The 20,313-nt window shown below is 60.9% G+C and carries 23 protein-coding genes; 17 read left to right on the top strand and 6 right to left on the bottom strand.

All coding sequences use genetic code 11. From position 1 onward, the window contains the following. Nucleotides 1-8 precede the first annotated feature (8 nt). From NXC14_RS03230 to NXC14_RS03275, 10 genes are all read left to right on the top strand, one after another. Entirely contained in the window at nucleotides 9-2,291 is a 2,283-nt protein-coding gene (locus NXC14_RS03230; protein ID WP_085776938.1) for a chemotaxis protein CheA, read from the top strand. Between the two features lie 4 nt (nucleotides 2,292-2,295). Beyond that, nucleotides 2,296-2,763, top strand: a complete 468-nt coding sequence (locus tag NXC14_RS03235) for a chemotaxis protein CheW (RefSeq protein ID WP_011424005.1) — start codon at nucleotides 2,296-2,298, stop codon at nucleotides 2,761-2,763. After that, nucleotides 2,760-3,668, top strand: coding sequence for a protein-glutamate O-methyltransferase CheR (cheR, locus tag NXC14_RS03240; RefSeq protein ID WP_085776939.1), 909 nt, complete (start codon nucleotides 2,760-2,762; stop codon nucleotides 3,666-3,668). Before NXC14_RS03235 ends, cheR begins: the two co-directional genes overlap by 4 nt. Beyond that, complete coding sequence (gene cheB / locus NXC14_RS03245) at nucleotides 3,665-4,708, top strand: protein-glutamate O-methylesterase CheB (protein ID WP_085776940.1); 1,044 nt, start codon at nucleotides 3,665-3,667, stop codon at nucleotides 4,706-4,708. The genes cheR and cheB overlap by 4 nt, the downstream gene beginning before the upstream one ends. Next, a complete protein-coding gene (locus NXC14_RS03250; RefSeq protein ID WP_004672258.1) occupies nucleotides 4,709-5,098 on the top strand; it encodes a response regulator in 390 nt (129 codons plus the stop codon). Beyond that, nucleotides 5,095-5,652 carry a chemoreceptor glutamine deamidase CheD gene (cheD, locus tag NXC14_RS03255; protein WP_085776941.1) on the top strand — a complete coding sequence of 186 codons (558 nt, stop codon included), beginning with the start codon at nucleotides 5,095-5,097 and terminating at the stop codon, nucleotides 5,650-5,652. The genes NXC14_RS03250 and cheD overlap by 4 nt, the downstream gene beginning before the upstream one ends. 16 nt (nucleotides 5,653-5,668) lie before the next feature. Further along, nucleotides 5,669-6,058, top strand: coding sequence for a hypothetical protein (locus tag NXC14_RS03260; RefSeq protein ID WP_064800665.1), 390 nt, complete (start codon nucleotides 5,669-5,671; stop codon nucleotides 6,056-6,058). A 197-nt stretch (nucleotides 6,059-6,255) separates the two neighbouring features. Next, nucleotides 6,256-7,947 carry a flagellar basal-body MS-ring/collar protein FliF gene (gene fliF / locus NXC14_RS03265; protein WP_085776942.1) on the top strand — a complete coding sequence of 564 codons (1,692 nt, stop codon included), beginning with the start codon at nucleotides 6,256-6,258 and terminating at the stop codon, nucleotides 7,945-7,947. A gap of 447 nt (nucleotides 7,948-8,394) precedes the next feature. Further along, nucleotides 8,395-9,141, top strand: a complete 747-nt coding sequence (locus NXC14_RS03270; RefSeq protein WP_085776943.1) for a LuxR C-terminal-related transcriptional regulator — start codon at nucleotides 8,395-8,397, stop codon at nucleotides 9,139-9,141. A gap of 8 nt (nucleotides 9,142-9,149) precedes the next feature. Then, on the top strand, nucleotides 9,150-9,896 hold the full coding sequence (locus NXC14_RS03275) for a helix-turn-helix transcriptional regulator (protein ID WP_085776944.1): 747 nt from the start codon (nucleotides 9,150-9,152) through the stop codon (nucleotides 9,894-9,896). Between the two features lie 48 nt (nucleotides 9,897-9,944). Here the strand turns inward: NXC14_RS03275 and NXC14_RS03280 are convergent, their stop codons facing one another. The 6 genes from NXC14_RS03280 to motA form a co-directional block, all read right to left on the bottom strand. Then, complete coding sequence (locus NXC14_RS03280; RefSeq protein ID WP_085776945.1) at nucleotides 9,945-10,385, bottom strand: hypothetical protein; 441 nt, start codon at nucleotides 10,383-10,385, stop codon at nucleotides 9,945-9,947. Nucleotides 10,386-10,390: 5 nt separating this feature from the next. Further along, nucleotides 10,391-11,470: a flagellar biosynthesis protein FlhB gene (flhB, locus tag NXC14_RS03285; RefSeq protein ID WP_085776946.1), complete on the bottom strand. Its 1,080-nt coding sequence runs from the start codon at nucleotides 11,468-11,470 to the stop codon at nucleotides 10,391-10,393. 232 nt (nucleotides 11,471-11,702) lie between these two features. Next, nucleotides 11,703-12,743 carry a flagellar motor switch protein FliG gene (gene fliG / locus NXC14_RS03290; protein WP_085776947.1) on the bottom strand — a complete coding sequence of 347 codons (1,041 nt, stop codon included), beginning with the start codon at nucleotides 12,741-12,743 and terminating at the stop codon, nucleotides 11,703-11,705. A gap of 27 nt (nucleotides 12,744-12,770) precedes the next feature. Then, nucleotides 12,771-13,358, bottom strand: coding sequence for a flagellar motor switch protein FliN (gene fliN / locus NXC14_RS03295; RefSeq protein ID WP_085776948.1), 588 nt, complete (start codon nucleotides 13,356-13,358; stop codon nucleotides 12,771-12,773). 65 nt (nucleotides 13,359-13,423) lie between these two features. After that, nucleotides 13,424-14,374: a FliM/FliN family flagellar motor switch protein gene (locus NXC14_RS03300; RefSeq protein WP_085776949.1), complete on the bottom strand. Its 951-nt coding sequence runs from the start codon at nucleotides 14,372-14,374 to the stop codon at nucleotides 13,424-13,426. Then, on the bottom strand, nucleotides 14,375-15,247 hold the full coding sequence (gene motA / locus NXC14_RS03305) for a flagellar motor stator protein MotA (protein WP_020920386.1): 873 nt from the start codon (nucleotides 15,245-15,247) through the stop codon (nucleotides 14,375-14,377). Between the two features lie 252 nt (nucleotides 15,248-15,499). Between motA and flgF the strand changes: the two genes are divergently transcribed. The 7 genes from flgF (at nucleotide 15,500) to flgG (ending at nucleotide 20,307) form a co-directional block, all read left to right on the top strand. Next, complete coding sequence (flgF, locus tag NXC14_RS03310; protein WP_085776950.1) at nucleotides 15,500-16,234, top strand: flagellar basal-body rod protein FlgF; 735 nt, start codon at nucleotides 15,500-15,502, stop codon at nucleotides 16,232-16,234. Between the two features lie 3 nt (nucleotides 16,235-16,237). Beyond that, on the top strand, nucleotides 16,238-17,635 hold the full coding sequence (gene fliI / locus NXC14_RS03315; RefSeq protein ID WP_085776951.1) for a flagellar protein export ATPase FliI: 1,398 nt from the start codon (nucleotides 16,238-16,240) through the stop codon (nucleotides 17,633-17,635). A 2-nt stretch (nucleotides 17,636-17,637) separates the two neighbouring features. Beyond that, nucleotides 17,638-18,180 carry a flagellar protein gene (locus NXC14_RS03320; RefSeq protein ID WP_085776952.1) on the top strand — a complete coding sequence of 181 codons (543 nt, stop codon included), beginning with the start codon at nucleotides 17,638-17,640 and terminating at the stop codon, nucleotides 18,178-18,180. Nucleotides 18,181-18,339: 159 nt separating this feature from the next. Beyond that, entirely contained in the window at nucleotides 18,340-18,732 is a 393-nt protein-coding gene (gene flgB / locus NXC14_RS03325) for a flagellar basal body rod protein FlgB (RefSeq protein WP_085776953.1), read from the top strand. Between the two features lie 5 nt (nucleotides 18,733-18,737). Continuing rightward, nucleotides 18,738-19,154, top strand: coding sequence for a flagellar basal body rod protein FlgC (gene flgC / locus NXC14_RS03330; RefSeq protein ID WP_064693821.1), 417 nt, complete (start codon nucleotides 18,738-18,740; stop codon nucleotides 19,152-19,154). Nucleotides 19,155-19,157: 3 nt separating this feature from the next. Next, nucleotides 19,158-19,499, top strand: coding sequence for a flagellar hook-basal body complex protein FliE (locus tag NXC14_RS03335; RefSeq protein WP_085776954.1), 342 nt, complete (start codon nucleotides 19,158-19,160; stop codon nucleotides 19,497-19,499). A 19-nt stretch (nucleotides 19,500-19,518) separates the two neighbouring features. After that, nucleotides 19,519-20,307 carry a flagellar basal-body rod protein FlgG gene (gene flgG, locus NXC14_RS03340; RefSeq protein ID WP_011424026.1) on the top strand — a complete coding sequence of 263 codons (789 nt, stop codon included), beginning with the start codon at nucleotides 19,519-19,521 and terminating at the stop codon, nucleotides 20,305-20,307. Nucleotides 20,308-20,313: the final 6 nt, after the last annotated feature.

The following is a 20,313-nucleotide window of genomic DNA, read 5'->3' on the forward strand; positions in this document are numbered from 1 at the left end:
TTGCTCCTATGGATATGAACGAAATCAAAGAGATCTTTTTCCAGGAGTGCGAGGAACAGCTCGCCGAGCTGGAATCCGGTCTTCTGAAAATGAACGATGGCGATCGCGATCCGGAAACCGTCAATGCGGTGTTCCGTGCCGTGCATTCGATCAAGGGGGGCGCCGGCGCCTTCGGCCTTGATGATCTGGTTGCCTTCGCCCATGTATTCGAGACCACTCTCGATTGCGTTCGTTCCAACAAGCTCGAGCCGACCCAGGACGTGCTGAAGGTGATGCTGAAGTCGGCCGATGTGCTCGCCGACCTGACCAATGCTGCGCGCGACGGCGGCAGCGTCGATGAAAGCCGCAGCCGCGGCCTCGTCAAGGAGCTGGAGGCTCTGGCCAATGGCGAGCTACCGTCTCCTTCGGCCGAGACGCCTGCGCCCAAGGCCGCCGCAAAGGCCGCTCCGGCCGCTCCGGCGCCAGCCCCCAAGCCGACCGACGACAGCGGCTTCCAGCCAATCCCCTTTTCCTTCGACGATTTCGGCGACGAGGACGGCGCAGAGACCGGCCTGCCGGCCTACGAGATCACCTTTAAGCCGCGCCACGAACTCTATTCGAAGGGTAACGACGCCACCCTGCTGCTGCGCGACCTTTCGCGCCTCGGCGAAATGACGATCTACTGCAATATGGATGAGCTGCCGGGTCTCGAGGAGCTCGATCCGGAGGCTGCCTATTTCTTCTGGAACGTCACGCTCAAGACCGACAAGGGCGAGGATGCCATCCGCGCCGTCTTCGAATTCGCCGAGTGGGATTGCGAGCTGACGGTGAAGCCGGTCGAGGAGACAGTTGACGCCGCTTCGAGCAACGAGGAACTGCCGATGGTGCCGGTTCCCTTCGACCTGTCGATCCTGGACGAGACCCAGGCAACTGAGAGTGTTTCCGCTGCACGGTCCGAAGCCACGGCCGCTGCTGTTGCCGCCGCCGAGACCGCTTCCAACGTCACGCAGATGGCGGCAGCCGCCGCTCGCGTCGAGAAGAAGGAATCGGCCGCCGCCGCAGCCGCCGCGGCCAATGCCGCCGCCCAGAACAACGCCGCCGGCGCCGGCCAGACAATCCGCGTCGATCTCGATCGCGTCGACCGCCTCATCAACCTGGTCGGCGAATTGGTCATCAACCAGGCGATGCTGTCGCAGAGCGTCATCGAGAACGACACGACAGGCACGTCTTCGATCAACATGGGTCTCGAGGAGCTGCAGCAGCTCACCCGCGAGATCCAGGACTCGGTCATGGCGATCCGCGCGCAGCCGGTCAAGCCGGTATTCCAGCGCATGTCGCGTATCGTCCGCGAAATCGCCGACATGACCGGCAAGTCGATCCGCTTGATCACCGAAGGTGAAAACACCGAAGTCGACAAGACGGTTATCGACAAGCTCGCCGAGCCGCTGACCCACATGATCCGCAATGCCGTCGACCACGGCATCGAAACGCCGGAAAAGCGCGCGGCCGCTGGCAAGAACACTGAAGGCACGGTTCGCCTCACCGCCAAGCACCGTTCGGGACGCATCCTGATCGAGCTCGCCGACGACGGCGCCGGCATCAACCGCGAGAAGGTTCGCCAGAAAGCGATCGACAACGATCTCATCCCGGCCGACGCCAACCTGTCGGACGAGGAAATCGACAATCTGATCTTCCTGCCGGGCTTCTCCACCGCCGACAAGATCTCCGACATATCGGGCCGCGGCGTCGGCATGGACGTCGTCAAGCGCTCGATCCAGGCGCTCGGCGGCCGCATCAACATCACCTCCAAGCCGGGCCACGGCTCGGTCTTCACCATGAGCCTGCCGCTGACCCTTGCCGTTCTCGACGGTATGGTGGTCACCGTCGCCGGCCAGACGCTGGTCGTGCCGCTGACGGCGATCGTCGAAACCCTGCAGCCGGAAGCTTCCGCAATCCATTCCTTCGGTGCGAACCACCGGCTGATCTCGATCCGCAACTCATTCTGCCCACTGGTCGATGTCGGCCGCATCCTGAACTTCCGCGCGACGCAGGCCAACCCCGTTGAGGGCGTGGCGTTGCTTGTGGAATCGGAAGGCGGCGGTCAGCGCGCCCTGATGGTCGATGCTATCCAGGGTCAGCGCCAGGTGGTCATCAAGAGCCTCGAAGCGAACTACACTCATGTGCCCGGCATCGCCGCCGCCACCATTCTCGGCGACGGCCGCGTGGCTCTCATCCTAGATGTCGACGCGGTTGTCGGCGCCTCGCGCGGCCAGTCGCTCAAAGCGGAAATGTCGTTAGCAGCGGTAGGGTAAGGGAATGTCGTACGCTGTAAAAAGTCTGAACCAGGGGGATCGCGAGCTGATCGCGTTCCGCATCGGAGATCAGGAATTTTGCGTGAACATCATGTCGGTCCGCGAAATCCGGGGCTGGACCCCGGCGACCGCGATGCCGCACTCGCCTGCCTATATGCTGGGGGTCATCAACCTGCGCGGCGCGGTGCTGCCGATCATTGATCTTGCCGCTCGTCTCGGCATGAAGCCCGCCGATCCCACAGCCCGCCATGTCATCATCGTTGCCCAGGTCCGCCGCAAAGTCGTCGGCCTCCTCGTCGACGCCGTCTCCGACATTCTGACGGTCACCGACGAGATCATTCAGCCGACGCCCGAAATCTCTTCCGACCTCGAGCGCCAATTTGCCCGGGGCATTCTCGCCATCGACAAGCGCATGATCTGCCTGATCGAACTTGAAGCCCTCTTTTCCGAGACCGAAAGCGAAGCCGCATGAGTGCAATGGGTGCAAAAGATCAGAGGCAGGGAGCCGATGAGGTGCTGGCTAACGGAGAATATCCGTTGACGCGCCGCGACCTCACGGAAATCGCCGCCATGATCTACTCGGATGCCGGCATCTTCCTCAATGAGACGAAGGCCTCGCTCGTCTATTCGCGTCTGTCCAAGCATATCCGCAATCTTGGTCTGTCGGGTTTCCGTGAATATTGCGACCTTGTGGCTTCGCCGGCCGGCGCCGCGGCGCGCCGCGAAATGCTCTCGCATCTGACGACCAACTTCACTCGCTTCTTCCGCGAAAACCATCATTTCGAGCACCTGCGCGACCATGTTCTGCCGGAACTTCTGCAGCGGGCGAGATCGGGCGGCAGGGTGCGCATCTGGTCGGCCGCCTCCTCCGACGGACAGGAACCCTATTCGATCGCGCTGACCGTCTTATCGCTGATGCCGAATGTCGCCGACTACGACTTTAAGATCCTGGCGACCGACATCGATCCGAAAATCCTCGCCATCGCCCGGGCCGGCGCTTACGACGAGAGTGCGCTCGAAACCGTCTCGCCAGCCATGCGCAAGCAATGGTTTAGCGAAGTCGAGGTGCAGGGCCGCCGCAAGTTCCAGGTGGACGACCGCGTCAAGCGGCTGATCACCTACAACGAACTGAACCTGATGGCGCAATGGCCGTTCAAGGGCAAGTTCGACGTCATCTTCTGCCGCAACGTCGTCATCTATTTCGACGAGCCGACCCAGATGAAGATATGGCAACGTTTCGCCGGCCTGCTGCCGGAAGGCGGCCACCTCTATATCGGCCATTCCGAGCGCGTCTCCGGTGAGGCGAAGCACGTCTTCGACAATATCGGCATCACGACCTATCGCTACACGACCAAGGGTCTCGGGAGGAAGGCATGAGCGCTCCGGCAAGAGTTCTCGTTGTCGACGACTCGCCGACCATGCGGGGTCTGATTACCGCAGTGCTGAGCTCCGACCCGGAAGTCAGTGTCATCGGCCAGGCCGGCGACGCGCTGGAAGCACGCGAGGCGATCAAACGGTTGAACCCCGACGTCGTGACGCTCGACATCGAGATGCCGAATATGAACGGCCTCGATTTCCTCGAAAAGATCATGACGCTGCGGCCGATGCCGGTGATCATGGTCTCGACGATGACGCATCGCGGCGCCGAAGCGACGCTTGCGGCGCTTGAGATCGGCGCCTTCGATTGCGTCGGCAAACCGGGCCCCGGCGAACCCAGGCCGTTCGGCGATCTCGCCGAGAAGGTCAAGGCGGCCGCGCGCACGCAGCGTCAGTTCTCCCAACCGGCGGCCGCCGTCGCGCCCCCGCCTTCGGTCGCCGATTTTCGCGTCGGCCGCAAGATCGTCGCGATCGGCTCGTCCACAGGCGGCGTCGAGGCGCTGATCGCAGTACTGCAGAAATTCCCGGCAAATTGCCCGCCGACCGTCATCACCCAGCATATGCCGCCGACCTTCACCAAGAGTTTCGCAGAACGGCTGAACCGTCTCTGCGCGCCGGTGGTGCAGGAAGCGACCGACGGCGCCCGTCTCGAGATCGGCAAGATCTATCTGGCGCCGGGCGGCGAACGTCATCTCCAGGTCAGCGGCGGCTCTGCCCCGTGCTGCCGTCTAGTCGACCGGGCGCCTGTCAACGGTCACCGCCCGTCCGTGGACGTGCTCTTTGATTCGGTCGCAGAACTCGCAGGCCGCAACGCCGTCGGCGTGATTCTGACCGGAATGGGCCGCGATGGCGCCGCCGGATTGTTGAAAATGCGCCACGCGGGCGCCAGAACGCTCGGCCAGAACGAAAAAACCTGCGTCGTTTACGGAATGCCAAGGGTTGCTCACGAACTTGGCGCCGTCGAGCAGCAGCTGCCACTGACTGCCATCGGTGAAGAAATACTGAAATTGACAGCCGCCCGAAAGGAAGGGACCGAATAAATGTCGATCGCGGAGAAAATCAAAGTTCTGATCGTCGATGATCAGGTAACGAGCCGGTTGCTGCTCAGCGACGCGCTGACCCAGCTCGGTTTCAAGCAGATCACATCCGCAGGCGACGGCGAGCAGGGCATGAAAATCATGACCGAGCAGCCGCACCACCTCGTGATCTCCGATTTCAACATGCCGAAGATGGATGGCATCGGCTTCCTCCAGGCCGTGCGCACCAATCCGAACACCAAGAAGGCGGCCTTCATCATCCTCACCGCCCAGGGCGATCGCGCGCTGGTACAGAAGGCGGCTCAGCTCGGCGCCAACAACGTGCTCGCCAAGCCGTTTACGATCGAGAAGATGAAAGCGGCCATCGAAGCCGTGTTTGGAGCTTTGAAATGATCACTGAGGGGGCAGCCCGCCGCGTGCACATCATTCAGGGCGAGTACAAGGTTCTGAGCGATCCGAATGCGGTTCTCTCGACCATTCTCGGCTCGTGCGTGGCTGCGTGCCTCAGAGATCCCGTCGCCGGCATCGGCGGCATGAACCACTTTCTGCTGCCCGGTTCGGCGACGTCGCCGACATCAGGCGGTGATGCCACACGCTATGGCGTGCATCTGATGGAACTGCTGATCAACGGTCTCCTGAAGCAGGGCGCCCGGCGCGACCGGCTGGAGGCAAAGATCTTCGGCGGCGCAAAGACGATCTCGACGTTCTCCAACGTCGGTGAGCAGAATGCGGCCTTCGCCATGCAGTTCCTGAGGGATGAAGGCATTCCGGTGGTCGGCTCCTCCACCGGGGGAGAGCATGGGCGCAAGCTCGAATATTGGCCGGTCTCCGGTCGAGCCCGGCAATACCCCTTGACCGGCGCCGAAACGCAGAGAACCGTCGCTCTCGAGCAGCAGCGTCCCGCCGCTCCGCAGAAGCCCGCCGAAACCAGTATCGAATTTTTTTGATGGCGAGGATTTTCATATGACATTTACTCCGGTGATGGAGCCGCCCGCGCCTGTCGAAGCGCTGAGCGACATCCTGATGCGCATCGTTTCGGAACTCCACGATGTGGCCTACCTGATCGAGCGCATCGAACCGCAGCTACTCGAACTCGGCGGCGCTGAAATTCTGAACTCGCCGGACGCCATGAAGGTCATGCAGGGCATCGATCTGGCCGTGCAGAAGTCACGCGGCCTTGCCGAATTCATCGACACCATCACCGGCGAAATCCCGCTCGGCTGGACGGTCGACGTCGCCACCGCGCTCAGCCTCGTCAAGCTGGCGGAAATGCAGAAGGCGCTGGGCGGCTCCACGCGCCACGGTCATTCTCAGCCGCTGAGCAAAGCCGCCGGCGACTTCGACTTCTTCTGAAGCGCGCGGTTTCAACGCCGCCTCTCGCGCCTCAGGTCCTCTTTTCACGCACGTCGTTCTCGCAAAATCGCTGCGCGACATGCATCAGCCTTTCGCTCCCGCGCGCTCCTCACGAAACGCTCGCACAAGTTTCGCCGATTATTGGTCAGGTGAGGCAATAAGCCTGCTTTGTCTTTGACGGATCGTGCGAGAACAGAATGAATCTGTTAAATCAATTAGTTCAGATATTTAAGAACTTTGGTGCCCTGGGCCGGACGCGCCTGATGATTCTGGGGGGCGTCGGTGCCGTTTCCATCGCAATCATCCTTGCGGCTGCCCTTTTCGTCAACAAACCGGCCCAAGAAACGCTTTACGTCGGTCTCGACGCTCCCGATCTCAACCAGATCAGCATGGCGCTTGCCGAAGCCAACATCAATTTCCAGGTCGGCACGGACGGTTCCAGCATCACCGTTCCCGCCGGTATGACGGGCAAGGCCCGCCTGATGCTTGCCGAGCGCGGCCTGCCGAACAGCGCCAATGCCGGCTATGAACTCTTCGACAATGTCGGCTCCCTCGGCCTGACCTCCTTCATGCAGGAAGTGACGCGGGTTCGAGCGCTGGAAGGCGAAATCGCACGCACCATCCAGTCGATCTCGGGCATAACGGCGGCGCGCGTCCATATCGTCATGCCCGAAGTCGGAAACTTCCGGAAGGCGGAGCAGAAACCGACCGCCTCCGTGATGATTCGCGCCAGCGCCGCCACCGGGCGGGGCGCCGCGACCTCGATCCGTCACCTCGTCGCCTCGGCCGTGCCGGGGCTTGATGTCGATGACGTCACGATTCTTGATTCTGCCGGCCAGCTTCTCGCGTCCGGCGACGAGGCGAGCAACAGCTCGCTGAACCGCTCGCTCAACATTGTCCAGAACGTTCAGCAGGAAGTCGAATCCAACATCGACAAGGCCTTAGCGCCCTTCCTCGGCATGGATAACTTCCGCTCCAGCGTCACCGCCGACCTCAACACCGATGCTCAGCAGATTCAGGAGACGGTCTACGATCCCGAATCCAAGGTCGAACGCTCCGTCCGTTCTACGAAGGAAGCCCAGCAGTCGCAGCAGCGGCAGTCCGACAACGCGACGACCGTCGAACAGAACATTCCCCAGGCGGCCCCTGATGCCGGCGGATCAAGCGGTCCGGAATCTCAGGACAAGTCCGACAAGCGCGAAGAGCAGACCAACTACGAAATCAACAGCAAGACGACGGCCACGACCCGCAACAGCTATCAGGTCGAGAAGCTTTCGATCGCCGTTGTGGTCAACAAAGGTCGCATCGCCAAGATGGTCGGCGAGCCCGCCGACCAGGCCAAGATCGATGCCTATATCGCCGAAATGCAGAAGATCGTCGCTTCGGCGGCCGGCATCGACGCCAAGCGTGGTGATGTCGTCACCGTCACGGCGATGGATTTCCTCGAAAATCAGCTGCTGGAAGACGCCACCGGCGGTGTCCGCGTCATGGATATGCTGAGCCGCAACCTTGCCGGCATCATCAACTCGCTGGCCTTCGTCGCGGTCGCCTTCGTAGTGGTTTGGATGGGCCTGCGGCCGCTGGTACGCAGCGTTAGCGGCAACGGCGTGGGCTCGGTGCTTGGCGACGCCACGCCGGAAGCGGCTGGCCTCGAACTTCCGGACTTCGCGCCGGCGGCCGGCGCCCCTGGAGGTGCCCTCATGGATGGCTTCGGCTCCGATTTCGGCTTCGACAGTACCGAGGATCTGCTCAGCCTCGGCGACGACGACGGCAACTTCAACCGCCGCGTCAAGGAGGGCCCGGAACGCAAGCTTGCCCGCATGGTGGAAATCAACGAGGAGCGCGCCGCCAAGATCCTCAGGAAATGGGCGATCGACGACGCAGCATAAAAGGAGGCCGGGGCAACCCGGCCTTTTTCGTGTTATTCACGCTTTTCACTACCTGAGCAGGATTGTTATCGGTCGCCCGCAAGAGAGCTGATATCTCATTACCCAGTCTGTATTTGGCCGCGGGTGTCGAATGGGGAATAGATCCAATCGCCTCAAGAAATTTGGACAAAACTGTTGAGGATCACTCGCGTAAAACGCGAATGAAGTTGCGGTACAGCCAGAATCATCTTACCCTTTCCAGTATTCTGAGGGGCGCGAGTCGTCCTCGAATCACGGCATGAGCAGCAACGAAAGTAAATCCCTAGAAGTCGGAGATGGTGATTTACACCGGCTGGCTTACCCTTGAGTGATTCGAAATGGGATTCGAGCGGAGCTTGAATTGAATCCTTTGCAAAAAAAATGCTGCTGCACCGAGTTTGATCGTTCCTCAGCCCCAGGAAATTGCCAATGGATATGACGATATCTCAGGCGAGCAAAGGCGAGAGGCAAATGGCGAATTTCGCGAGCGTGGTGGCGCCGGCTCTCTTGCCGCGCGACGAGCTGATTCGGCGCCTGCACGGTGTCGCCGACACTGGCAGATTGCAGTCCGGTCTGCGCGCGCTGACGGACTATGTGGGTGCCTCGCACTATCTTCTGGCGCGCTGTGATCTCATCCAGGAAAGCGGCCTCGATTTCATCGTATCGTCTGACTGGCCGTTCGATCTGGTCAAGGATATCGCCAACGATCTGGTCGGCGGCTATGCCCGTTCGACCGAGCTGGAAAAATGCATGCAGGTTTTCCAGCCGAGCTTCGCTCTTCTGCCAGATCACGCCGATGCGCCTGATGGCGCCAGCCGCCAGTATTGCTCATTGACCTTCAATGTCGGCCGCTCGCGGCTCGCCTTGATGTTCCTGTTCGGCGAAGGCTTCATCCTGTCGCCGGAGCGCCTGCGGGATGTGGGACTGCTTGCCGGCTATGTCGCGAGCTTCGTTCGCTGCGGCGGCGCAAGGAACGATCGCGATTTCGAACTGACTGACCGCGAGCTGGAATGCCTTTTCTGGATCGCCGAGGGCAAGACCAGCGACGAGATTGCGATGATTCTCGGAATATCTCGCAATACGATCAACAACTACATCACCAGCGTGATGCGCAAGACGGCGACCAAGACCCGGTCGGAGGCCATTGCCTTCGCGGTCCGCAACAATCTCGTATAGGGGAATCCATGGGACATCCATCAAGCAGGGCGATGAACGGCGCCGATCCGCTGCGCATGGTGCGGATGAACAGGATTTCCAGCCGTTCGGATCTTTTTCCGCGGCTGATTGCGATGCAGAAGCTCGCTGACGCTCAGGGCTTCGCGATCTACCGTGTCAGCGGCTCGGGACTACCGGCAAAGCAGCGGCTTGTCTGCGAGCTCGAGAATTGGGGCCCTTCGAATACCGGTTTTGGCAAGGCTCTCACGGACGCCTATGGCGATATTCTTCTCGACCATATCGAAAAGTCGCTGCTGCCGCTTTCATGGGCCGGCGCTCATGACAGGGCGGCCCCCGGTCCGGCGGATTTCTCGCCCTTCATGACGCGCCTGAAGGATGGAATTCTGCCTTTTTCCGGCCTCGCCTTCCCGGTGCGGCTCGGCGCTGTCGGCAATGGCTTCATCCTTTTCACCGGCGATGATATCGATCCTGCCAGCGATACGATCGTCGAGCTGCACGGCCGCTGCTGCCACGTGATGATGGATCTGCTCTCGCTGGACGAACGCCGCTCGGCGGCCGCCGAAGCGCTGAGCGAACGCGAAGTCGCCTGTCTCCAGCTCGCCGGCGATGGCCGTATCAGCGAAGAGATCGCCGAAAAACTCGGCCTGTCCGTACACACCGTCAATGCCTATCTCGGCTCGGCGACCATCAAGCTCGATTCCGTCAATCGCATTCAGGCGATCGCCAAGGCGATCCGGCTCGGCTACATCAGCTGAACCGGGGGGACACTCACTTCAGGGACGGCGAAAATGCCCTGAGGCAAATCAGCTGGCGAGCGCGCGCGGCGGTTTCACGCTGTAGCGGGATTGCCGAAGGCTCTTTTCCAGAAAGGCTGTATTCTCGTCGGGATCGGATGAGGGATCTTCGAAGGCGATGTGGTTGATTTCAATGCCGGCATGATTGTCGGCAAGGGCGAGCTGGGCATAGACGGTGACGCCGCGCGGCTTGATTTCCAGGTCGAGAACGACTTCCGGCTTGCCGCCCCATTCCAGCGTATAATTTCCGCCAAGGCCGAAATTGACGGTGCCGGGATGAAAGAAAAGCTCCGCCGCCGAAGCGACGAGATCGGCCAGATTGCCGTAATACTCGAAGCGCAGCAGTGAAATGAGGTCAGAGGCATCCAGAAGGCGCAGTTCGGTGGCGACCGGGCTGATCGCCTCTGCGAGGATCTTTTCACGCTGGGCAGAGTGAGGGCATTTTTTCATTCGGCTTATCTTACCCGTTTGTTCTTGGCGTCTGCGGCGTAGACCCTGTGTATGAGCTCCGCAACGGCCTTATAGAAGACTGACGGTATGACACTATCGACCGAGACTTGCGCAAACATGGAGCGCGCGAGCGGTGGGTCCTCGAACACCGGGATGCCGTTCTGCTCGGCAATCTCCCTGATTTTGAGCGCAATCAGGTCCTGGCCCTTTGCCAGAACGACCGGCGCGTCGTTCTCTTCACGCGCATAGCGCAGCGCCACGGCGTAGTGCGTCGGGTTGGCGATGACAAGCGTGGCGCGGTGCACGTTGGCGATCATGCGCCGGCGGGCGCGGTCGCGCATCAGCGAGCGCTGGCGGCTTTTGACAAAGGGATCGCCCTGCGCCTGCTTGTTTTCTTCCTTCACCTCGTGGCGCGTCATCTTGAGCTCGGTGAACCAGTGATGGCGCGTCCAGAAAAGGTCGGCGATCGCCACGATCGCGGTAGCGATCAGCATGACGATGATGATCTTGCGCATCGCCGTCATCATTCGCACGAGGATTGTCTGCGGATCGGAGAACATGGCATCAATCGAGCCGAAATATTCGCTCCTGAGCACGAAGAACAGGACGACCCCGACGACGACGACCTTGAACAGCGACTTTCCGAACTCGACGAGGCCGGGCAGGCTGAAGAGCCGTGACCAGCCCTTCACCGGAGAGATGCGCGAGGCTTGCGGCCTGATCCGTTCGAGCACAGGCGTCGGCAGGTTCTGGAAGATCGAGGAGGCGATGCCGAAGACCATGAACAGGATGAGGGCGGGTGCCAGCAGCGCCGCGCTCGACCAGCCGAGCCGGACGAAGAGCGCCAGAATGTCCGGGCCCGTCTCGATTTTCCATTGGTCGGGCTGCTCGAAAATGTCGCGCAGCGTTTCGCCCATGCGGCCGACGCTGTCGGGAAGGAAGAACACCAGATAGATGAAAGTGGCGAGGATGGTCGCGAAGATCGACAGCTCGCGCGAAAACGGCACATTGCCTTTTTCCGCGGCGTCGGTTCGCTTCTTCGCGGTCGGGGCTTCTGTTTTGCTGTCCTTGTCATCATCTGCCAAGTCGCGGCCCTCCGTCAAAAAAACAGGCCGCAGCTCATGCGTGCCACCCCGAACCGGGCAGCGATTCTGGGATGACGAGATGCGTCAAAGCAAAAACCCAAAGCGCGCCGCAGAAACCGAGTGCTCTGCGACACGCCATAGAATGCGGCCGATCGATGAAGGGTAGTCGCCTGAGGCGCGGCGATCAACAACGGCCTGTTTGTCGGCCGGATTTGTCAACAGTCTCAGAAGCTCATGCGGCGGCCGAAGCTTCGCCTTCCTTCTCCTTGAGCTCGATCTGGCCTGAGTTGGCCAGGCGAATCGCCTCCTGCGCCACGGCGCGGCGCGCAATGGCGATCTCGCGCGGGTTGACGCCGCCCATGCCGCTCTGCAGATCCGATTCGATCATACGGCGCTGGCGCGGACTGATGGCGGACAGAACCGATTCGCGGATATCGGCCGGCGAGCCGCGCAACGAGACGGTGAGCACGTCGGTCGAAATATCGTTGAGCAGCAGGACGCGGCTGCGCTGCGGCATGTACATGAGGTCCTCGAAGAGGAAGATCTTCGGCCGAACCTTGTTGACCGATTCGCGGCTGATCGATTCGAGCGAGGTGAGCAGCGTGTCGACCTGCGGCTTGTCGAGCTCGTTCATGAGATCGGCGACCTTCGTCGAGCCGGCAGCGTTGCGCTCTGCCTCGATTTCGGCAAGCAGCGTCATCACCTGGTTCTCGATGATCTGCGCCGCCTTCGGGCTGACGGCCTTCATATTGACCGTCCGGTTCATGATGTCGGCGCGGCGGTTGTCGGGGAGCTGCAGCAGCACCTTGGCGCCGAAGGCGGAGGGCATCATCGACAGAATATAGGCGACGGTCTGCGGATGTTCGCGCAGCAGGAACTGTGCGACGAATGCCGGCTCGGCCTCGCTGAGGCGATCCCAGATCGAGGTCTCGTAGGCTTGGAAGGCCGTGCGGCGGCCGAGCAGGCTGTCCACCTCGTCGGGGGTCAGGCCTTCTTCCAGAATGGCTTCGATTGCTTTGGCATTGTCCATCAGTCCGGCGCCCTCGGTAAAGAGGTCCTCGAACTCGGAGACGAGGGACAGGAGCTCGTCCGGCGGAATGGCGCGCAGCGACTGGGCAGATGCGATAATGGTCTGCAACTCGGCCTGAGTGAAATATTTCAACAGCCGGCCGGCGACACCCTTTCCCATGGCGAGAAGGACCGCCGCCGCCTTTTCAGCCTGGGTCAACGGTTTCCCGGCTAGCGCGCCGCCGAAATCGTCAAAGTCCATCATGGTCTAACCTCTCCGTCCCCACAGGGATCAGGCTTTTTTCGTACTCAAAACTTCTATCAGCTTCACGCCGAATCGGGTGTCGTCGTTATCAAGAACCGTAATCTCGCCGCGTGCAATCCTGCGGCCGTTCACCATGATCTCAACGGGTTCGCCGATTTTCTTGTCGAGAGCGATCGTCGCTCCTTCATTGAGATTCATCAGGCTGGAGACCTGCATCCGGCTGGTGCCGAGCATGATCTGGACATCGATCGGAATGTCCATGATCAGCTCGAAGTTCGAGGTCAGCGCGCTGCCGAGCGGCGCCGAGGACGCCTCGAACGAAGAGCTGCCGCCGAAATCCATGCCTGCAGCCGGGCTGGCATTGCCTGCGCCGAAATCGCCGCCGAAATCATCGCCGCCGAAAGGGGAATCCGAAATCTCGCCGCCGAAGGCGGCCAGATCCGTTCCTGCCGCGAAGTCGTCATTCTCCAGCTCACCGCCAAACTGCGACAGGTCGCTATCGGCGTCCTTCTTCAGCACGCCGCGCAGATCGTCGATCGCCTGGTCAAGATCGGCTTCGCTGCCCGGCATATCCAGGGAGAGGTCACTGTTCTGCTGTGTTTTCTTCGTTGCCATGAAATCACTATTCCAGTTGAAACTTGCCTCAAACTGCCTTTGCAGCCCAGAAGCCAGAGAACCGATCAATTCATTAAGTGACGGATGAGTTCGTCATCCGAGTTCATCGTATCCTTGACGCGGACCATGTAGTTTTCGCCAGAACGCCCGAATTCGCATATATACAATTCCTTGCTGTTGGCGCTGACCTCGACGCGTACGTCGCCGCTGTCGCGGAACGGAATGACGTCGCCGGCCATCAGCTTCGATATGGTGCGCAGCGTCAGGTCCTGTAACCTGATCCTGGCTTCGAGTGTGACATGCGAGCGGCGGACCTGATCGCCGAGCTGTTCGGTCCATTCCGGCGAATTGCCGCCGGTCTGGCGCTTCGGCTTTGGCGGCGTCACCTTGGTCTTGAGCAGCGCCGTCTGTGGAATGATCAGTGCGAATTCCGAAACAATGCCGGCGAGCGTGATCGACATGTTGATGGCGGCGGCAAATTCGTCCGGCTTGTCCTCCGCCGGCCGGGGGCGCGAGTCATGCGCATGCGGGGCCGAAAGACTGGGCTCGAAACCGCCCGGTGCGTTCACCGCCGAGCGCAGCACCTTGGCGATCTTGTCGAAGACCATGACCGCCAGATCGAGTTCGATGACCGAGAGCAGCCGCTCGGCCGGCTCCTCGATCGTATCGGCGGTGGCGCCGAGCAGGTGTTCCATCAGCGTGATGACGAAACCGTTGCCGCAGGCAAGCGCGACGTTCTGAGACCAGTTGCGCAACGTCGCGTCGACGAGCGTGACGTTGTGGCTGAGGTCGTCGATCAGGTGGTTCTTATAGCCGATCTCGCAGCCGAGATAGCTGACGGTCACGTCGAGGCCGGTCTCGCTTTTGATGACGTCGGGAAAGAACTCGCTATAGACATCCCCAAAGGCGCTGCAGATCTTGGCGACCCTGCCCCTGTCTCCGAGCCCGCCGGTCAGCTTGGCGAGAAGGGCGGGATCCATTGCCGGTTTGTCATGTGAAGCATCGCTCATGGTCATTTAAGCCGCCTTGTTCTCGCCGCCTGGGTTCATCATTTCCTGTTCGACGGCATCGATGGACGGACGTTCGTAGGCCGAGATCGTCTTGCGGCCGTATTCGAGAGCGACCTGCGGCACCGAGCCGTTCATATAGGCAAGCAGCGTCTGCTTGACGATGACATAGAGGCGATGCTGCTTGTTGCGGACGACCTTGATCTGGGAAACCAGCGGCGAGCAGACGCAGTAGGACAGCAGAATGCCGAGGAAGGTGCCGACGAGCGCCGAACCGATCAGATGGCCGAGCACCTCGGGCGAATCGTTGATGTGGGCCATCGCCTTGATGACGCCGAGAACGGCCGCGACGATACCGATCGCCGGGAAGGAATCGCCCATGATCTGGATCGCGTGATAGGGTTTCATCTTGTCGTGCATGATTGTGTTGAGCTCTTCGTCCATCAGCGCCTCGATTTCGTGGCTACGGGCGTTGCCGATGATGATCAGGCGGACGTAATCGCAGATGAACGCCGTCAGCTCCTTGTTCTTCAGCACCGTCGGAGCCTGCTGGAAGATCGTCGATTCGGCAGGATTGTCGATATGGGCTTCGATTTCGTTTCGCGACTTGGTGCGCAGGTCGCGCATCAGCGAGTAGAGCACGCCGAGCGTATCGAGATAGTTCCGCTCCTTCGGAACGGCGTGCTTGAAGGCCTCTGCAAGCGCCTTACCGGAATCCTTTACCACCTTCATCGGGTTCGCCATGATGAAGCTGCCGAGGCCGGCGCCGCCGATGATGAGAAATTCGAAGGGCTGGAACAGCGCGTCCACTTCGCCGCCCATCGCCATGAAGCTGCCGACGATGCAGCCGCAGACAACAATAAATCCGATAATGATGTTCATCGTCAGCCCAATCTGAACGTTGCTTTTCTCTAGGACGGATAGGGTTTCTGCCTTGCGTGAGGCTGATGAACGGGTCGGTCCGGGCATTTCCACGTGCCAGCTTCGCGCAAGCATCTGCCGCCAATCTAAAGGAGACGAATGGGCGCTCGCGCCCGTTTCTGAGATGCCGCCTCAGCGAAATTCCGGCCGAACCAGATCAGACGACGCCCGGCTTTTCGTCCCGTTCATCGCCAATGCTTGGAGCTTACAGACATGCAATCCGGTCTTTACGTTTCTCTGTCGTCGCAGATGGCGCTTGAAAAGCGCCTGAACACCATCGCCGACAACATGGCGAACGTGAACACCACGGGTTTTCGCGCCACCGAGGTGAAGTTCGACGAGATGGTGGCGGCCACCAAGAACAAGCTGAACACCAAGGTCGCCTTCGTTTCTCAGGGCAACGACTATCTGAACGAGCAGAACGGCGAGTTGCAGCACACCGGCAACATGCTCGATTTCGCGCTTAAGGGCGACGCCTGGTTTGCGCTCGATACGCCAGCCGGCCGTGTGCTCACGAGGGACGGCCGCTTTACGCTCAAGGAAACCGGCGAACTCGTATCGATCCGGGGATATCCCGTCCTCGATGCCGGCGGCGCACCGATTCAGCTGGACACGAAGGCCGGCGAGCCGGCTGTCGGCAGCGATGGCATCATCTATCAGGGCGACCGCCAGGTCGGCTCCCTCGGCCTGTTCGAGGCCGATATCAGCAAGGGTTACCTGCGTTACGAAAACAGCGGCATCATGACCACCGACCAGCCGCGCGCCGTCGTCGACCGCTTCAATGTCGGTGTCGAGCAGGGCTATCTGGAAAATTCCAACGTTAACGCCATGCGCGAGATCACTCAGCTGATCGAAGTCAACCGTGCCTTCGAAAGCATTTCCTCGCTGATGCGCGACAGCGAGGATTCGTTCAAGCAGGCCGTCCAGACGCTTGGGGGCAGCCGCTAAGCAATGAGCACAACGCTACTGTCCGAAGACGGCCTTTCTCCGAAGCTCGCGCATCTGGCGGGTCTCGTCGATCGATACGCATCGCCGGAATTCGCCGTCGCTCATGGCGGTCGCGTCCAGACCATCGCTGCCGGCCACTATACTGTTCGCGGTCTCTCGCGTCATGTTCGTCTCGGTGAATTCGTCGCGCATAAATCGGCGACCGGCATCCATCTCGGCGAGGTCGTGCGTGTCGAGCCGGACCTGATCTATGTCTGCCCGATCGAACCCGGTGAGCCGATCGGCATCCATGACACGGTCATTCGCAAGGGCGCCTTCCGAATTTCGCCATCCGACAGCTGGTGCGGGCGCACGATCAATTCGCTGTGTGAGCCGATCGACGGTCTGGGACCGATCGCCCAGGGGCTCGATCGCCGCTCGATTTCCAACGCCGCGCCACCCTCGATGACGCGCCAGCGCGTGGCGACCGGCTTCAAGACCGGCGTGCGTGCGATCGACATCTTTTCGCCGCTCTGCCTCGGCCAGCGTCTCGGCATCTTTGCCGGCTCCGGCGTCGGCAAGTCGACGCTTCTGTCCATGCTTGCCCGCGCCGACGCCTTCGACAAGGTGGTCATCGCCCTCGTCGGCGAACGCGGCCGCGAGGTGCGCGAATTCATCGAGGATACGCTCGGCAGCAATATGAAGAAGGCGATTGCCGTCGTCGCGACCAGCGACGAAAGCCCGATGCTGCGCAAGATGGCGCCGCTGACGGCGGTCACAATCGCCGAGCATTTCCGCGACAAGGGCGAGAACGTGCTCTTCATCGTCGACAGCGTCACCCGTTTCGCCCATGCGATCCGCGAGGTGGCGACCGCCTCCGGCGAACCGCCGATCGCCCGCGGTTATCCCGCCTCCGTTTTCACCGAGCTGCCGCGCCTGCTCGAACGCGCTGGTCCTGGCCCGGAGGGCGCCGGCACGATCACCGCCATCATCTCGATCCTCGTCGATGGCGACAATCACAACGACCCGATCGCCGATTCGACGCGCGGCATTCTCGACGGCCATATCGTCTTGCAGCGCAGTCTTGCCGAGGAAGGGCGCTATCCTCCGATCGATCCGCTCGCCTCGATCTCGCGTCTTGCCCGCAAGGCCTGGACGCCGGATCAGGAAAAGCTGGTGTCGCGATTGAAGGTGTTGATCCACCGCTTTGAGGAAACGAGGGACCTGCGGCTGATCGGCGGTTATCGCCAAGGCGCCGATCCTGATCTCGACATGGCGGTCAAGCAGGTCCCTATCATTTACGACGTCCTGAAACAGTCTCCAGGCGATCGCGACTCGGTCGACGCTTTTGCCGATCTCGCCGGCGCGCTCAAGGCTGCTGCCGGCATGGGCAATCAGGGCGCACCCATGCAGAGGAGATAATAGTGGCTGATTTCGATGATGAACGCATCGCTTCCCTGAAGCCGCGCGACAAGACCGCCACTCTGGATCGGTTTCTCACCTTCGCCGGCCTGGCGCTTGCCGGCGCCTCCGCCTTTTTCCCCTGGTACGTCTTCTTCAATGCGGACAAGTTCGGCATCAACGTCGCCACCAGCAGCAATTCGCGCGAACTGCCGGATTGGCCCGCCCGCAACGTCTTCAGCGTCTCTCCGCTGGCCATGGTCAACAAGAACGAGGCAGCCAAGAAGGCTCCGCCGGTCGATCCGCTGACGACGGCGACGGTCTCCGATCTCGGCAAGCAGCGTGACGGCGGCGCGATGCTGGAAGACCAGCCTTTCCCGGGCAAGTCTTCCTTCCGCCTTCTGCATGTGTCCAACGGCCGAGCGCTGATCGAGGATCCCTCGGGCATGTATGTGGTGCGCATCGGCTCGGTCCTGCCCGACGAAAGCCGCCTGGCGATGATCGAGCAGCGCGAGGGCAAGTGGGTGATCATCACCTCCAAGGGCGATATCTACAAGAACGATTGAACCTCTTCGCAAAGGCTGAAGACAAGAGGGCTCCCCCGCAAACCGGCAGGAGCCCTTTTCTCTGGCGGCCTTGGGCGAAGCGCCTCGATGGCCGGATTCCCGTAAGTCCCACGCAAGATTACCGCTCTAGGTTCCGGATAGTAAAAACGGAGAGTTCTCATGCAACCGATCCAACTTTTCGACTTGGCTTCGCGACAGGCGGAATGGCTGACGATCCGTCAGCAGGTTGTTGCCGGCAACATCGCGAATGCCAATACGCCGAAATTCCGCGCCAAAGACGTCACGCCCTTCGATGCCGTGCTGGACAGGTCTGACATCACCATGGCGCGCACCAATCCGGCGCACTTCAGCGGCAACGATTTCAGCGCAAGCGGCGATATCGACGTCAAGGAAGCGGCCCTCGACCAGGAGATCGGCATTCAGGAATCCGGCAACACCGTCGGTTTGGCCGAGGAGCTTTCCAAGTCGGGTGACATCAAGCGCCAATACGATCTGAACACCTCGCTGGTCAGCTCCTTCAATCGCATGATGTTGATGACGGTCAGGAAGTAAGTGTCATGGATCCGCTTTCCGCAGCTATGAAAATCGCCGGTTCGGGGCTCGAGGCGCAATCGACGCGCCTGCGCATCGTCTCGGAAAACATTGCGAACGCCCGCTCGACCGGTGACACGCCGGGCGCCGATCCCTATCGCCGCAAGACGATCACCTTCGGCCAGCAGATGGACCGCACCAGCGGCGTCGAGACCGTCAACGTCAAGAAGGTCGGTGTCGACGAAGGCGACTTCAGCACCGAATTCGACCCCAGCAATCCGGCGGCGGACGCCAAGGGCGTCGTCAAATTGCCGAACGTCAACATCCTGGTCGAGATGGCCGACATGCGTGAAGCCAATCGCTCCTATGATGCCAATCTGCAGACCATCAAGCAGACCCGCGACCTCATCTCGTCCACGATCGATCTTCTGAAGAGCCAATAATCAATGATCAGCAGCGTCCAGAATGTCAGCAATCTTTCGATGACCCGCGCGCTCGGCGCCGTCGACTCCGAAAATTCCGCCTCGTCCTCCGCAACAGCCATGCCGGGCACCGCAGGTGCGGCCAACGGCCTGAGCTTCGCCTCCGTGCTGGGCGGCATGGCGACCGACGCCGTCAACAACCTGAAGGGTGCCGAAAGCATGTCCTTCGCCGGCATCAAGGGCACGGCGACGACCCGTGAAGTCGTCGATTCCATGCTCCAGGCCGAGCAGACGCTGCAGACCGCGATTGCCATCCGCGACAAGGTCGTTTCGGCCTTTCTCGAAGTCACCAAGATGCAGATGTAACTGATTTGAGGACGAACACATGAGAGCGCTCGCCATCGCAGCAACGGGCATGGATGCCCAGCAGACCAATCTGGAAGTCATCGCGAACAACATTGCGAACATCAACACGACGGGATTCAAGCGGGCTCGCGCCGAGTTCACCGACCTTCTCTACCAGACCGAACGCGCCAAGGGCGTCGCCAACCGGGCCAACCAGGCCGTCGTTCCCGAAGGCGCCAATATCGGCCTCGGCGTCCAGACCTCCGCGGTCCGCAACCTGCATCTCCAGGGCGAACTCACGCAGACAGGCAACGATCTCGACGTGGCGCTGATCGGCAAGGGCTTCTTTCAGATCCAGTCGACCGATGGCACGACGCTCTACACTCGAGCCGGCGCTTTCAACAAGAATGACCAGGGCCAGCTCGTCACCATCGACGGCTATGAAGTCCTGCCTGGGATCACCATCCCTCAGGGTTCGACCGAACTGACCATCAGCCGCTCCGGCGAGGTCTCGGCCAAGCTGCCGGGCCAGACCGATCCGACCGTTCTCGGACAGCTGACGCTTGCCGATTTCGTCAACGAAGCGGGCCTTCAGCCGATCGGCGACAATCTCTTCCAGGAAACGCCGGCCTCGGGCGAGGCGGTCGTCGGCAACCCTGACGAGGAAGGCTTTGCCTATATGAAGCAGGGTTATCTGGAATCCTCGAACGTCGACCCGGTGAAGGAAATCACCGAGCTGATATCGGCTCAGCGTGCTTACGAAATGAATTCCAAGGTGATCACCACGGCTGATGAAATGGCCTCCATCGTCAGCAAGAACCTGAAGTAAAGGGAA

It is taken from the genome of Rhizobium sp. NXC14 (genome assembly GCF_002117485.1).
Classification (GTDB): Bacteria; Pseudomonadota; Alphaproteobacteria; order Rhizobiales; family Rhizobiaceae; genus Rhizobium.

Excerpts from the sequence above, each read along its gene's own strand:
- NXC14_RS03275 (WP_085776944.1), top strand. The coding sequence starts at position 9,150 with ATGGGACATCCATCAAGCAGGGCGATGAACGGCGCCGATCCGCTGCGC.
- motA (WP_020920386.1), bottom strand. The coding sequence starts at position 15,247 with ATGAACATCATTATCGGATTTATTGTTGTCTGCGGCTGCATCGTCGGC.
- NXC14_RS03250 (WP_004672258.1), top strand. The coding sequence starts at position 4,709 with ATGTCGATCGCGGAGAAAATCAAAGTTCTGATCGTCGATGATCAGGTA.
- fliI (WP_085776951.1), top strand. The coding sequence starts at position 16,238 with ATGAGCACAACGCTACTGTCCGAAGACGGCCTTTCTCCGAAGCTCGCG.
- fliF (WP_085776942.1), top strand. The coding sequence starts at position 6,256 with ATGAATCTGTTAAATCAATTAGTTCAGATATTTAAGAACTTTGGTGCC.
- cheD (WP_085776941.1), top strand. The coding sequence starts at position 5,095 with ATGATCACTGAGGGGGCAGCCCGCCGCGTGCACATCATTCAGGGCGAG.
- NXC14_RS03300 (WP_085776949.1), bottom strand. The coding sequence starts at position 14,374 with ATGACCATGAGCGATGCTTCACATGACAAACCGGCAATGGATCCCGCC.
- NXC14_RS03270 (WP_085776943.1), top strand. The coding sequence starts at position 8,395 with ATGGATATGACGATATCTCAGGCGAGCAAAGGCGAGAGGCAAATGGCG.
- cheR (WP_085776939.1), top strand. The coding sequence starts at position 2,760 with ATGAGTGCAATGGGTGCAAAAGATCAGAGGCAGGGAGCCGATGAGGTG.
- fliG (WP_085776947.1), bottom strand. The coding sequence starts at position 12,743 with ATGATGGACTTTGACGATTTCGGCGGCGCGCTAGCCGGGAAACCGTTG.
- flgB (WP_085776953.1), top strand. The coding sequence starts at position 18,340 with ATGCAACCGATCCAACTTTTCGACTTGGCTTCGCGACAGGCGGAATGG.
- flgC (WP_064693821.1), top strand. The coding sequence starts at position 18,738 with ATGGATCCGCTTTCCGCAGCTATGAAAATCGCCGGTTCGGGGCTCGAG.
- fliN (WP_085776948.1), bottom strand. The coding sequence starts at position 13,358 with ATGGCAACGAAGAAAACACAGCAGAACAGTGACCTCTCCCTGGATATG.
- NXC14_RS03230 (WP_085776938.1), top strand. The coding sequence starts at position 9 with ATGGATATGAACGAAATCAAAGAGATCTTTTTCCAGGAGTGCGAGGAA.
- NXC14_RS03280 (WP_085776945.1), bottom strand. The coding sequence starts at position 10,385 with ATGAAAAAATGCCCTCACTCTGCCCAGCGTGAAAAGATCCTCGCAGAG.
- NXC14_RS03335 (WP_085776954.1), top strand. The coding sequence starts at position 19,158 with ATGATCAGCAGCGTCCAGAATGTCAGCAATCTTTCGATGACCCGCGCG.
- NXC14_RS03235 (WP_011424005.1), top strand. The coding sequence starts at position 2,296 with ATGTCGTACGCTGTAAAAAGTCTGAACCAGGGGGATCGCGAGCTGATC.
- flgF (WP_085776950.1), top strand. The coding sequence starts at position 15,500 with ATGCAATCCGGTCTTTACGTTTCTCTGTCGTCGCAGATGGCGCTTGAA.
- NXC14_RS03260 (WP_064800665.1), top strand. The coding sequence starts at position 5,669 with ATGACATTTACTCCGGTGATGGAGCCGCCCGCGCCTGTCGAAGCGCTG.
- flgG (WP_011424026.1), top strand. The coding sequence starts at position 19,519 with ATGAGAGCGCTCGCCATCGCAGCAACGGGCATGGATGCCCAGCAGACC.
- cheB (WP_085776940.1), top strand. The coding sequence starts at position 3,665 with ATGAGCGCTCCGGCAAGAGTTCTCGTTGTCGACGACTCGCCGACCATG.